10 protein-coding genes are annotated in these 12,602 nt (G+C 72.8%); 9 read left to right on the forward strand and 1 reads right to left on the reverse strand.

The window, feature by feature from the left end; all coding sequences use genetic code 11:
- Positions 1-73 precede the first annotated feature (73 nt).
- The 9 genes from AC0IW9_RS17020 (at position 74) to AC0IW9_RS17060 (ending at position 11,670) form a co-directional block, all read left to right on the forward strand.
- Positions 74-1,720, forward strand: coding sequence for an acyl-CoA dehydrogenase family protein (locus AC0IW9_RS17020; RefSeq protein ID WP_471649471.1), 1,647 nt, complete (start codon positions 74-76; stop codon positions 1,718-1,720).
- A gap of 112 nt (positions 1,721-1,832) precedes the next feature.
- Positions 1,833-3,422 (forward strand): phytoene desaturase family protein, encoded by a 1,590-nt coding sequence (crtI, locus tag AC0IW9_RS17025; protein WP_471649472.1) that lies wholly within the window; start codon positions 1,833-1,835, stop codon positions 3,420-3,422.
- A gap of 58 nt (positions 3,423-3,480) precedes the next feature.
- A complete protein-coding gene (locus AC0IW9_RS17030) occupies positions 3,481-5,073 on the forward strand; it encodes a phytoene desaturase family protein (RefSeq protein ID WP_471649473.1) in 1,593 nt (530 codons plus the stop codon).
- Positions 5,070-5,867 (forward strand): lysophospholipid acyltransferase family protein, encoded by a 798-nt coding sequence (locus AC0IW9_RS17035; RefSeq protein ID WP_471649474.1) that lies wholly within the window; start codon positions 5,070-5,072, stop codon positions 5,865-5,867. Before AC0IW9_RS17030 ends, AC0IW9_RS17035 begins: the two co-directional genes overlap by 4 nt.
- Entirely contained in the window at positions 5,803-6,972 is a 1,170-nt protein-coding gene (locus AC0IW9_RS17040; RefSeq protein WP_471649475.1) for a glycosyltransferase family 2 protein, read from the forward strand. The genes AC0IW9_RS17035 and AC0IW9_RS17040 overlap by 65 nt, the downstream gene beginning before the upstream one ends.
- Positions 6,969-8,579 carry a squalene/phytoene synthase family protein gene (locus AC0IW9_RS17045; protein WP_471649476.1) on the forward strand — a complete coding sequence of 537 codons (1,611 nt, stop codon included), beginning with the start codon at positions 6,969-6,971 and terminating at the stop codon, positions 8,577-8,579. Before AC0IW9_RS17040 ends, AC0IW9_RS17045 begins: the two co-directional genes overlap by 4 nt.
- A complete protein-coding gene (locus AC0IW9_RS17050; protein ID WP_471649477.1) occupies positions 8,576-9,790 on the forward strand; it encodes an FAD-dependent oxidoreductase in 1,215 nt (404 codons plus the stop codon). Before AC0IW9_RS17045 ends, AC0IW9_RS17050 begins: the two co-directional genes overlap by 4 nt.
- On the forward strand, positions 9,774-11,126 hold the full coding sequence (locus AC0IW9_RS17055; protein WP_471649478.1) for an aldehyde dehydrogenase family protein: 1,353 nt from the start codon (positions 9,774-9,776) through the stop codon (positions 11,124-11,126). The genes AC0IW9_RS17050 and AC0IW9_RS17055 overlap by 17 nt, the downstream gene beginning before the upstream one ends.
- 112 nt (positions 11,127-11,238) lie before the next feature.
- A complete protein-coding gene (locus AC0IW9_RS17060) occupies positions 11,239-11,670 on the forward strand; it encodes a hypothetical protein (RefSeq protein ID WP_471649479.1) in 432 nt (143 codons plus the stop codon).
- 7 nt (positions 11,671-11,677) lie between these two features.
- On the opposite strand, the gene AC0IW9_RS17065 is transcribed toward AC0IW9_RS17060, so the two are convergent.
- Positions 11,678-12,424, reverse strand: a complete 747-nt coding sequence (locus AC0IW9_RS17065) for a hypothetical protein (protein ID WP_471649480.1) — start codon at positions 12,422-12,424, stop codon at positions 11,678-11,680.
- Positions 12,425-12,602: the final 178 nt, after the last annotated feature.

Below are 12,602 nucleotides of genomic sequence, written 5' to 3' on the forward strand. Positions count from 1 at the left end.
CCTTGGGCTCAGCCGGGATGTGCTAAAGGATCGGCAAGCGGCCCCGAGCGCGAACCCAGAGAGCGAATCCGTCATGCGTCACGCCACCACCCCCGCCGACGACCTGATCTTCGGCCTCACCCATGTGGTCGACCTGCCCGGGCTGACCGCCGCCACCGGCCTGCCGATCAGCCCGGACGACATCGCCGCGATCATCGGCGAGGCCGATCGTTTCGCGCGGGAAGTGCTGTGGCCGCATATGCAGGCCGCCGACCGGCATGGCGCCCTTTATGAGAATGGCGTGGTCCGGGTGCCGCCTTCCTACCGGGACGCCTATCGCGGCTGGATCGACGGCGGCTGGCAGGGGCTCGCGGCCCCGGCCGAGGTCAATGGCATCGCCGTGGGTGGGCAGGAGCTGCCCCAGGCCTTGTGGATGGCGGTCTCCGAGCTGGTGACCAGCGGCGACATGGCCTTCAGCCTCTGCCCCCTGCTGACCGCCGGCGCGATCGAGGCGCTGGCCCGCTTCGCCACCCCGGCGCAGCAGGAGGCCTGGCTGCCGAAGCTGGTTTCCGGCGAATGGACCGGGACCATGTGCCTGACCGAGCCCCAGGCCGGCAGCGACCTGTCGCAGGTGCGGACCAAGGCGGAGCCCGACGGCACCGGCGGCTACCGCATCACCGGGCAGAAGATCTACATCACCTGGGGCGACCACGACCTGACGCCCAATACCCTGCACCTGATCCTCGCCCGGCTGCCGGATGCGCCGCCGGGGACGCGGGGCATCAGCCTCTTCGCCGCGCCCAAGGTGCTGCCGGACGGTACCGCCAATGCGCTGCGCTGCGGCGGGATCGAGAAGAAGCTCGGCATCCATGCCGCCCCCACCTGCGTCATGCTGTTCGAGGGCGCCGAGGCGCAGCTGGTGGGCGAGGCCAACCGCGGGCTCAATGCCATGTTCGCCATGATGAATGCGGCGCGGCTCGGCGTCGGCGTGGAGGGCGTGGCGCAGGGCGCCCGGGCGCTGGTCCTGGCCGAGGCCTATGCCGCCGACCGCGTCCAGGGCGGCGTCCCGATCGACCGGCACCCCGACGTGGCGCGGATGCTGGCCGAGATGCGCGCCATCACCCTGGCCAGCCGGCTGCTGGCGCTGGAGGCCGGCGCGGCGCTGGACCGGGCGCGGCTGGCGGGCGCCACCGAGGCGCGGGTCGCGCTGCTGACCCCCATCGTGAAATCCTGGTGCACCGACCGCGGCGTGGATATCGCCAGCCTCGGCATCCAGGTGCATGGGGGGATGGGCTTTGTCGAGGATACCGGCGCCGCCCAGGTGCTGCGGGACGCGCGGATCGCCCCGATCTACGAGGGCACCAACGGCATCCAGGCGATCGACCTGGTGTCCCGCAAGCTGTTCCGCGACGGCGGGGCGGAGATGCAGGCGCTGATCGGCGAGGTGCGGGCCACCGACCCCCGGCTGGGGGCCGCCGCGACGGCGCTGGAACAGGCGACGGCCTGGATGCTGGATCGCGGCCAGAAGGATCCGGCGGCGGCCCAGGCCTCGGCCGCGGCCTATCTGGATGCCGCCGGCTGGACCCTGGGGGGCTGGATGCTGGCCCGGGCGGCGGCGGCGGATGACCGCTATGCGCCGCTCGCCACCTTCTATATCGCCCGGCTGCTGCCGCGGGCGGCGGCGCGGTTGGCGGAAATCGAAGCGGCGGATAGCCTGCTTGCCTTGCTGCCGGCGGCCTAGGTGGCGCCCAATAGGCCAGATTATCGCTGCCCGGTGGTCTTGCGGTTGATGCAACTCAACGCATCTGGCCCAAGACCTTCATGAACCTGAAGAGCATGGACGCCGATCGCGCATGAATGCCCCGTTTGCCGCGCCTGCCCTGCAAGCCAACCGACCGCGGGTGGCCATCATCGGCGCCGGGCCTGGCGGGCTCGCCGCTGCCATGCTGCTCGCCGCCCAGGGGGCGCGGGTCACCATCCATGAGAAGGATGCGGTGATCGGCGGCCGGACCCGGACGCTGACCACCGAGCAGGGGTATCGCTTCGACCTCGGCCCGACCTTCTTCCTTTATCCGCGCATCCTGTCGGAGATCTTCTCCAGTTGCGGCGCGAGCCTGGAGGAGGAGGTCAAGCTCATCCGGCTCGATCCGCTATATCGGCTGGTCTTCGAGAATTCGGCGACGATCGATGCGACGCCGGACCTCGATGCGATGGAGGCGGCGCTGCGCCGCCTGGCGCCGGGCGACGAGCGCGGGCTGCGGCCCTTCATGGAGGAGAACCGGCGCAAGCTGGCGGCCTTCCGCCCGGTGCTGGAGAATCCCTTCGCCTCCCCCACCCGGTTCATGTCACCGGGGGTGCTGAAGAGCCTGCCGCTGATGCGGCCGCACCGCACGGTCGATGAGGATCTGGCGACCTATTTCAAGGACCCGCGGGTCCGGCTCGCCTTCTCCTTCCAGACCAAGTACCTCGGCATGAGCCCCTTCCGCTGCCCGAGCCTCTTCACCATCCTCAGCTTCCTCGAATACGAGCATGGCATCTTCCATCCCGTCGGCGGCTGCGGGGCGGTCTCGTCCGCGATGGCGCGGGTGGCGGAGCGGCTGGGCGTGGATATCCGGCTGAACTCGCCGGTGGATCAGGTGACCTTCAAGGGCCGCCGCGCGGTCGGCGTCGATGCCGGCGGCGCCCATCATGCCGCCGATGCGGTGGTGGTGAATGCGGATTTCGCCCATTCCATGCCGAAGCTGGTGCCCACCGCGCTGCGCAAGCATTGGCCGGACCAGAAGATCAAGGCCGCGCGCTACTCCTGCTCGACCTTCATGCTCTACCTCGGGATCGAGGGCAGCCTGCCGGACCTGGCGCATCACACGGTGCTGCTCTCCGAGGAATACCGGAAGAACATCCACCAGATCGAGACCGGGGAGATCCCCGATGTCCCCAGCCTCTATGTCCACAACCCGAGCGTGACCGACCCCGGCATGGCGCCGCCCGGCCATTCCAGCCTGTACGTGCTGGTGCCGGTGCCGAACATGCGGGATGCCGAGGCGCATGGCTTCGACTGGGAGGTGGAGGCCAAGCGCTATCGCCGCCTGGCGCTCGACCGGCTGAAGATCCTTGGCCTGCATGATATCGAGAGCCGCATCCGCTACGAGCGGGTGGTGACGCCGCGCGAGTGGCGGGACGAGTATGCGGTAGGCTTCGGCGCGACCTTCAACCTGTCGCATGACCTCGGCCAGATGCTGTGCTTCCGGCCGCGCAACCGCTTCAGCGACCTGGACCGGCTGTACCTCGTCGGCGGCGGGACGCATCCGGGCAGCGGGCTGCCGGTGATCTATGAAGGCGCGCGGATCACCACCGGGTTGCTGGCGCGGGACCTGGGGCTGGGCGCGGTGCCGCAGGGCACCGGCTTCTCGGAGGTTGCGCCGACCTATCAGGCGGCGCGTTAAGACCTCGCGGCGAACGAAACATTCAGGCGGCCCATCATGGGGCCGCGGGGGAGGCGACATGGTCTCGCATGTTGTGGTGGTGGGCGGTGGCCTCGGTGGGCTGGCGGCGGCGGCGACGGCCGCGGCGCGTGGCCACAAGGTCACCTTGCTCGACAAGAATCCCTGGCTGGGCGGCAAGGCCGCGGTGCTGAAGCTGCCTTCGCCGGACGGCGCGGGCGACTTCCGCTTCGACATGGGGCCGACCATCCTGACCGTGCCCCGCGTGCTGCGGCGCATCTTCGCCGAGGCCGGGCGCGACCAGGCGCAGGACCTGCCGCTGATCCGGCTGGACCCGCAGTGGCGCTGCTTCTTCGAGGACAAGACGCAGATCGACCTGATCGAGAATGTCGATGCCATGGCCCGCGCCATGGACGGCTTCGCCCCGGGCACCAACCAGGGCGAGGGCTACAAGCGCTTCCAGCAGGTGGCCAAGAACCTGCACGAGATCTCGGAGAAGTTCTTCTTCTGGAAGTCGGTCGAGGGGCTGACCGATACCATCGACATGAAGTCGAACTTCGCGCCCAACACCATGCGCGACGTGATGGCGCTGCGGATGGGCCGGACCGTCGCCAAGATCATCCGCGGCCATGTGCCGGATGCCCGGCTGGCGCAGATGCTGGACCATTTCTGCCAGTATGTCGGATCCTCTCCCTATCTGGCGCCGGCGGTGCTGTGTTCCATCGGCGACATGCAGGCGAGCGAGGGCATCTGGTACCCGAAGGGCGGCACCCGGGCCGTCGCCGAAGGGCTGGCGAACCTCGCCGGCTCGCTCGGCGCCGACCTGCGCCCCGGCGTCGAGGTCACCGGCTTCGAGGTCGAGAACGGCACCATGAAGGCGGTGCGCACCTCGACCGGCGAGCGGATCGCCTGCGATGCCGTCATCTCCAACATGGACGCCATCCGCACCTACAAGGAGCTGGTGGGCGGCCCGGTCGGCGAGAAATACGCCAAGAAGGGCTTCGAGCCGGCGTGTTCCGGCGTGGTGCTCTACCTCGGCCTGAAGAAGCGCTACGACCATCTGGCACATCACTGCTTCGTCTTCTCCCGCGACGCGGAGGAGGAGTTCGACGCCATCTACAAGCGCGGCGAGCCGGCGCCCGATCCGACCGCCTATCTTGCGGCGCCGTCCTCCTCGGACGAGACCGTGGCGCCGGCGGGGGGCGAGGCGCTCTACGTGCTGGTGCATACGCCTTACCTGCGGCCGGGCCATGACTGGTCGAAGATGTTCGCGCCCTATCGGCAGACCATCCTCGACAAGCTGAAGCGCACCGCCGGCATGGAGGACATCGAGGAGCGCATCGTGGTCGAGGGCAAGCTGACGCCGGTCGATATCCACGAGCGCTACAAGGTGCTGAACGGCGCCATCTACGGGCTGGCCAGCCACGGCGCCTTCCTCGGCGCCTTCAAGCCGGGCAACCGCTCGCGCCATGTGAAGGGCCTCTACTTGGCCGGCGGCGCGGCGCATCCGGGCCCCGGCATGCCGATGGTGATGATGAGCGGCTGGATCGCCGCCGACAGCCTGGACCAGGACCTGGGCGGCCGGGGCATGAGCCCGGCCGCCGAGGAAGCCGGGCAACGCGACGCGCTGCGGGCGCCGCTGGCGGCGGAATGAGCGAGCCCGGGCCGGTCGAACTCTTCTCGCCGGCCCGCTTCGGCTTCTTCCGCTTCATCTTCGGCCGTTTCGCGGCCAAGCACCTGCGCGCCATCCGCCTGGCCAATTGGGGCACGCCGCAGCCGGGCGATGCCTCGGCGCCGCTGGTGATCTATGCCAACCACCCCTCCTGGTGGGATGGCGTCGCCTTCATGATCCTCTCGACCGAGCTGCTGCCGGGGCGGCGGATGTTCATCCCGATGGAGGCGGCGGCGCTCGGCCGCTACGGCTTCATGCGGCGGATCGGCGTCTTCGGGGTGGAGGCCAATTCCGCCCGCGGGGCGGTCGGCTTCCTCCGCACCGCGCAGGCGGTGCTGGGCTCGCCCGCGCAGATGCTGTGGATGAATGCCCCGGGCCGGTTCTGCGACGTGCGCGAGCGGCCGGTGCCGATCGCGCCCGGGCTGGTCCGGCTGGCCGAGCTGGCGCCGGGCGCCCGCTTCCTGCCGCTGGCGATCGAGTATCCCTTCTGGACCGAGCGCTCGGCCGAGATGCTGGCTGCTTTCGGCCCGCCGCTGACCGGCGCCGACCTGGCGGCGATGGACCGCCCGGCCCGCGCCGCTGCTCTGGCCGAAGCGCTGGAGGCGACGATGGACCGGCTCGCCGGGGATGCCATCGCCCGCGATCCGGCGCGTTTCCGCCCGGTGCTGCAGGGCCAAAATGGCATGGGCGGCATCTACCAGGGCTGGCGGCGTGCCCGCGCCCTCCTACGTGGAGAGCAATTCGATCCGCGGCATGACCCGCGGGCGGGAGGATGACATGGGCTGGGCCTGGCTGACCCTCGCGCTGGCGGCGCTTCCCGCCGTCTTCGGCGCGGTGAACCTGACTCTGCTGCCGCGGCTGCGGGCCCCGGCCGGCGCCGTCCCGGGCCGCCTCGTCTCCATCCTCATCCCCGCCCGCGACGAGGCCGGCAATATCGCCGCCTGCCTCGAGGCCGTGCTGGCCAGCGAGGGTGTCGCGGTCGAGGTGGTGGTGATGGATGACGGCAGCCGGGACGGCACCGCCGCCATCGTCGCCGGCATCGCCGCCGCCGATCCGCGGGTCCGCCTGCTGCAGGCGCCGCCGCTGCCCCCCGGCTGGACCGGCAAGGTCCATGCCTGCGCCCGGCTGGCCGAGGCCGCGCGGGGGACTCATCTGCTGTTCATCGATGCCGATGTCCGGCTCGCCCCCGGCGCGGCGGCGGCCATGGCCGAGCATGCGGTGGCGCATGACATCGCCATGCTCAGCGGCGTGCCGCGCCAGATCATCCGCTCCCTCGGGGAGGCGCTGACGGTGCCGGCCATCAACCTGCTGCTGCTGGGCTATCTGCCGGCGGCGGGGCGGGCCTTCACCCGCCGGGCGGATCTGGCGGCGGCCTGCGGCCAGCTCATCCTGTGTGACCGCACGGCCTATGAGGCGGTGGGTGGGCATGGCGCGGTGCGGCACGTGCTGCACGACGGGCTGGCGCTGGCCCGGCGCTTCCGTGCCGAGGGCCACCGGACCGAGGTGGTGGATGGCGCGCCGCTGGCCACCTGCCGGATGTATGGCGGCTTCGGCGAATCCTGGGCCGGCTTCGTGAAGAATGCGCGGGAGGGCATGGCGACGCCGCTCGGCCTGCCGATCTGGACGGTGCTGCTCTCGGGCGCGCATCTCTGGCCCTGGGCGCTGCTGCCGGCGCCGCCGGCCATCGCCGCGATCCTGCTGATGTTCGGCCTGCGGGCGGCCATCACCTGGCGGGCGCGGGAGCCCTGGTGGACGGTGCCGCTGCATCCGCTGACGGTGCTGGTGGCGCTGGCGATCCAGTGGTCGGCGCTGGCGATGTGGGCGATCGGCCGCCCGGCGGGCTGGAAAGGCCGCGCATATCCAGCCACAAAGGCGGCATGAGCAGCGCCGCCACGGTCACGCCGAACCGCGACCACGATACCGAGAATTTCCCGACCGCCTCGCTCATGCTGGCGCGGCCGGTGCGTGCCCAGGTCATGGCCTTCTACCGCTTCGTCCGCACCGCCGACGACATCGCCGACAGCGACGCGCTGGAGCCGGCGGAGAAGCTCGCCCGGCTGGACGCCATGGAGCGCAGCCTGGACGACCCCGGCATCCCGCTGAACCGCCTCGGCGTCGGCACCGCCGAGGCGCGGCTGATGCTCTCGGCCTTCCGCCAGGATTCGGAGCAGGCCCGCTATGCCGACTGGGCGGCGCTGGAGGACTACTGCGGCCGCTCGGCCGACCCGGTCGGGCGGATGCTGCTGCGCCTGCATGGCGATGGCGACAACCGGGCGGCCAATGCCGCCGCCGACGGGTTGTGTACCGCGCTGCAGGTGCTGAACCATCTGCAGGATTTGGTGCCGGACCGGGCGGCGCTCGACCGGGTCTATCTGCCGACCGCCTGGATGGACCTCGCCGGCGGCGAGGCCGGCTTCTTCGACCCGGCCAATGCGGCCCGGCGGCGGGAGGTGCTGGATGCGGCGCTGGACCGGGTGGAGGAACAGCTCGACCGCGCCTCGGCCCTGCCGCGGCTGCTGCGCGCCCGCCGCCTCGCCTGGCAGAGCACGGTGACCATCGCGCTCGCCCGGCGGCTGCTGGCGAAGCTGCGGCAGGCGGACCCGGTGCTGGGCCGGGTGGCGCTGGGCAAGCTGGATTTCGCCCGGGCCTTCGCCGCGGCGCCGGGGCTCGGCCCGCGCGATGCGCCCATCGTCGCCTCCCGCGTGTCGCGCGCCGGGTCCTCCTTCGCCCGCGGCATGGCGGCGCTGAAGGGGGAGCGGCGGCGGGCGCTCTGGGCGGTCTATGCCTTCTGCCGCTCGGTCGACGACATCGCCGACGGCGCCATGCCGGAGGCGGAGAAGCGCCGCTTCCTGGCCGACTGGCGCCGCAAGCTGACGGCGCCCGATTGCGTGCTGTCGCGAGAGTTGGCCTGGGCGCGCGAGGCCCATGGCGTGCCGCTGGCGGAATGCGAAGCCATGGTCGCCGGCATGGAGACCGATGCCGCCGACCGGCTGCGGCTGGCGACCGAGGCCGACCTCGACCTCTATTGCCGGCAGGTGGCGGGCAGCGTCGGCGCCATGGCGGTCCGCATCTTCGGCGCGCCGGAGGCGGAGGGCTTCGGCCTGGCGCTCGGCCATACCTTCCAGCTCACGAATATCCTGCGCGACGTGGACGAGGATGCGCTGCGGGAGCGGGTCTATATCCCGCTCGACCTGCTGGCCGCCGCCGGCATCCCCGATGGGCCCGCCGCCGGGATCATCGGGCATCCGAATTTCGCCGCCATCTGCACCCGGCTCGGCGCCCGCGCCCAGGAGGGCTTTGCCCGGGCGGAGGCGGATATCCGCCAGTACAGCCCGGTGGCGCTGCGACCGGCCGCGGTGATGGCCTGGGGCTATCGCCGGCTGCTCGATAGGCTGGTGGCACGCGGCTGGGACGGGGAGCGGCCGCGGCCACGGCTGACCACCGGGGAGAAACTGCGGATGGCCTGGATGGCGCTGGGCCGCGGATGACCTTCCATGTGATCGGGGCCGGGGTGGCCGGGCTCGCCGCCGCGCTGGCGCTCGCCGACCAGGGGCGGCCCGTGGTCCTGCATGAATCGACGCCCCAGGCGGGCGGGCGCTGCCGGGCGCTGCCGGATGGGACCGACAACGGGACCCATGCGCTGCTCGGCGCCAATAGCGTGGCGCTGGGCTTCCTCAAGCGGATCGGCGCGCGGGAGGGCTGGGTCGAGCCCGAGCCCGGCGGGCTGCCGGTGCTGGATGCGCGGGATGGCCGGGCCTTCCGGGTCGCCCTGTCCCCCTATGACTGGCGCGATCCGGCGCTGCGCCCGCCGGGGTTTTCCGCCGGGGCGCTGCTAGCGCTGGCGCGGCTGGCGCTGCCGGGCCGGGATAGGGCCATCGGCCCGGCCATGGCGGCGCACCCGGAGTTTCATCGCGGCTTCGTCGATCCGCTGGTGGTGGCGGCGCTGAATACCCCGGCGGCGGAAGCCTCCTCCCGCCGGCTCGGCGCCGTGCTGCGGCGGATGGGCGGGCGCGGCGCCTGCCGGCTGCTGGTGGCCCGCGATGGGCTGGGCCCGAACCTGGTGGCCCCGGCGCTGGCGGCGCTGGCCGCGGCGGGGGGCGAGATCCGCCTCGGTGCCCGGCTGCGCCGGCTGGTGCAGCAGGAGGGTCGCCTCGCCGCGCTGGACTTCGGCGAGGCTGCGCTGCGCCTCGGGCCGGAGGACCGCGTGCTGCTGGCGACGCCGCCCTGGGAGAGCCAGCGGCTGCTGCCGCACCTGCCGGTGCCGGACAGCTATACGCCCATCGTCAACCTGCATTTCGCCCGGACGGGACCGGGACCGGTGCGCTTCCTCGGCCTGCTGGATGCGCTCTGCCAATGGGTGCTGGTGCGGCCGACCGGGGTCAGCGTGACGGTCAGCGCCGGCGACGAGGCGGCGCGGACCGACCAGGACCAGCTTGCCCCCAAGGCCTGGGCCGAACTGCGCGCCGCCGCCCTGGCCTTCGGCCTGCCGGGGGAATGGCCGGAGGCAACGCCGCCCTGCCGGGTGGTGAAGGAGCGCCGGGCGACGCCGCGGCACCTGCCCGGGCCGCCGCCGGACCCGCCGCGGCTGCCGCTGCCGAATCTCGCCCTGGCCGGCGACTGGACCGATACCGTGCTGCCCGCGACCATCGAGGCGGCCATCCGCAGCGGCCAGGTGGCCGCCCATGCCCTTGCACGCTGACCCCGAGGCCGCGCTGGCGGCACTCCGCCTGGCCGAGTCGCGCGACGGGCCGCTGTCGCTCGACCGGCGCCGCGCCCTGCTGGAGGCGCTGGTCGCCACCCTGCTGCGGCATGCGGAGGCGATCGCCGCGGCGATCGACGCCGATTTCGGCGGCCGCAGCCGGGATGAGACGCTGCTCGCCGAAGTGAAGCTGGTGGTGGATGCGGCGCGGCACGCCCGGCGGCACCTGCGGCGCTGGGCGCGGCCGCGCCGGGTCGGCGTGCCCTTTCCCTTCTGGCCCGCCTCCGCCCGGCAGGAGGCGGTGCCGAAGGGCGTCATCGGCATCATGGCGCCATGGAATTACCCGCTGCAGCTCGCCCTCATGCCGGCGGTGGATGCGCTGGCGGCGGGCAACCGCATCGCGGTGAAGCCCTCCGAGGCGACGCCGCGCATCGCCGCGCTGCTGGAGGATCTGCTGCGCGAGGCGCTAGGCGAGGACATCGCCCGGGTGGTGCAGGGCGGCACCGAGGTCGCCGCCCGCTTCGCCGGCCTGCCCTGGGACCATCTGGTCTTCACCGGCGGAACCGAGACCGGCCGGCTGGTGATGCGCGCGGCGGCGGCCAACCTGGTGCCGCTGACCCTGGAGCTGGGCGGCAAATGCCCGGTGGTGGTGCTGCCCGGGGCCGATCTGGCGGCGGCGGCGCGGGCCATCCTGATCGGCAAGGTGGTGAATGCCGGGCAGACCTGCATCGCCCCGGATACCGTGCTGCTGCTCGGCCATGCGCGGGCGGATTTCATCGCCGCCTGCCGGGCGACCGGCATCGGCCTGGCGGAAACCGCGGTGGTGAACGGCCGCCAGGCAGCGCGGCTCGAGGCCCTGCTGGACGGGGCGGAGCTGACGCCGCTGGCGGTGGATGGCGCCGGCCGGCACCGGGCCCTGGTCCTGGCCGAGGCGCCGCCCGGACACCGGCTGCATGCAACGGAGATCTTCGGCCCCGCCCTGGCCCTGGTGCCGCTGCCGGACCTTGCCGCGGCCATTGGCTGGATCGCCGCCCGGCCGGCGCCGCTGGCGATCTACCTGCTGGGCGCCGACCGGGCGGAGGCCGCGGCCATCGCCGCCGGGACCCGCAGCGGCGCCATCGTCGAAGGGCGCTGCCTGGAATATGCCGCCTTCCCGGCGCTGCCCTTCGGCGGCGTCGGTGCCTCCGGCTTCGGCCGGCGCAACGGGGAGGAAGGCTTCCTCGCCTTCAGCAGCCTGCGGGCCCGGGTGGAGCATGGCCGCTGGAGCCTGTCCCGGCTGCTCGACCCGCCACGCGGGGCGCGGGGCAAGGCCCTGATCCGCCGCATCCTGCGTTAGGCCGGCTTCCGTGATCGGGCGGTACTGACGGGGGGATCACGCTGCGATGCGACCGCGCCGGCGATGCTGCCGGGGCGCGCTGGCCAGGGGGCCGCGCGGCCGGAGCCTCGCCATGCTGGACCGCCACCCTGCCTTGTCGCATGCCCGGGACCGCCGGCGCCTCTGGCGCGGCCGCGCGGCCCATCTGGGTTTCGGCATCCTCTGTGCGCTGCTCGGGCAGGGCATCGCCGGTTGGATCACCGGGTCCGGGCCGGCCGAACAGCTGATGACCCTGCCGGTGGCGATCGGCCTGCTGCTCTGGTTGCTATCCCAGGTGCTGCGGGAGGTGGTGCTGCTGCTGCGCTGGCCGCCGCGCCAGCCGGCCCAGGGCCTGGGCCTGGTTGGTCTGTTGTGCAGCCTATCGGGCTTCGGGGCGATGCTGCTGCCGCACCTTTGGCTTGGCTGGGGGCTGCTGGGCCTGGCCGTGCTGGGATTGGTGGGCGCGGGGCTGCGGCGAAGGCGGGCGGCGCGGGTGCCACCGGCAACCTCCGTGGAACTGGACTAGAAGGGGGCTAGCCGCGTCGCAGCCAGCGCTTCAGCCGTTCGAACAGGCCGCCCTGGTCAGCACCCCCTTTTCCCCCCTTGGGCTGGCTCCGCTGATGCGTCACATGCGGCCGCCGGGCGGGCGGGGGCAGGGCGCTCGCCACGGTATGCCGGCCGGTGTCGCGGGCGGCGATCAGCCGCAACTCGAGGCCCACCACTTGCGACACGGCTTCCGCCGCATCGCTTTCATGCAGGGTCCGGGCGGTCATCGCCGCATCGTCGAAGGCTTCCGCCCGGCGCAGGGCATCGATGATCCGCACCGTCTGTTCCTGGTCCAACGGCGGGCCGCCGCGCCAGAGGGCGACCGCTTCCAGCCGCCAGTGCCGGGCGAGCTCCCCCTGGTCCAGGTCGTCGGCGACCCAGGCGGCATGCAGCGTCGCCTCGGCCGCGGCATGCAGCGCGCCGGTCTCCTCCAGCACATGCGCCCAGCCGAGGAAGCGGCGGGCCAGCGGCGGATAGGCGGCCTCGGCCATCAGCGCGCGGAAGGGGGCGGCGGCCACGGCCTGGGCGGCGGCCGGATGGGCGCGGGTGATGTTCGGCGCGGCATAGCCGCAGCTCGGGCATTGCTGCAGCCAGCGCGCCATGGTGGAGCGCACCGGCTCGCCCGGCCGCAGGTCGAGGTCCGGGGCCTGCTCGGGCGGGCCGGGGCGGAAGGGCGGCTGCCGGCTGCCGGTGCCGCAGACGGCGCAGCGCGGCAGCGGCTCGCCACGGGTCAAGCCCGGGGGTTCAGCCTTCGTCGGGCGGGGATTGGCGGGCGAGGGCATGGCCATTCCCGCCAAGTTAGGCACGCCGGGGCGAAAGGCGAAGGGGCCGGATGACCGGGGGCTGGCAGGGTTTTCGTGATTTCGTCACTTTCCGCGCCGCCATGGCTTTTTGCGGCCCTTCCGGGGCGAT

The organism is Belnapia sp. AC561 (assembly GCF_979252845.1).

What these genes read in the sequence shown, in the direction of transcription:
- AC0IW9_RS17020 (WP_471649471.1), top strand. Translation starts at nt 74, where the DNA reads ATGCGTCACGCCACCACCCCCGCCGACGACCTGATCTTCGGCCTCACC.
- crtI (WP_471649472.1), top strand. Translation starts at nt 1,833, where the DNA reads ATGAATGCCCCGTTTGCCGCGCCTGCCCTGCAAGCCAACCGACCGCGG.
- AC0IW9_RS17030 (WP_471649473.1), top strand. Translation starts at nt 3,481, where the DNA reads ATGGTCTCGCATGTTGTGGTGGTGGGCGGTGGCCTCGGTGGGCTGGCG.
- AC0IW9_RS17035 (WP_471649474.1), top strand. Translation starts at nt 5,070, where the DNA reads ATGAGCGAGCCCGGGCCGGTCGAACTCTTCTCGCCGGCCCGCTTCGGC.
- AC0IW9_RS17045 (WP_471649476.1), top strand. Translation starts at nt 6,969, where the DNA reads ATGAGCAGCGCCGCCACGGTCACGCCGAACCGCGACCACGATACCGAG.
- AC0IW9_RS17050 (WP_471649477.1), top strand. Translation starts at nt 8,576, where the DNA reads ATGACCTTCCATGTGATCGGGGCCGGGGTGGCCGGGCTCGCCGCCGCG.
- AC0IW9_RS17055 (WP_471649478.1), top strand. Translation starts at nt 9,774, where the DNA reads ATGCCCTTGCACGCTGACCCCGAGGCCGCGCTGGCGGCACTCCGCCTG.
- AC0IW9_RS17060 (WP_471649479.1), top strand. Translation starts at nt 11,239, where the DNA reads ATGCTGGACCGCCACCCTGCCTTGTCGCATGCCCGGGACCGCCGGCGC.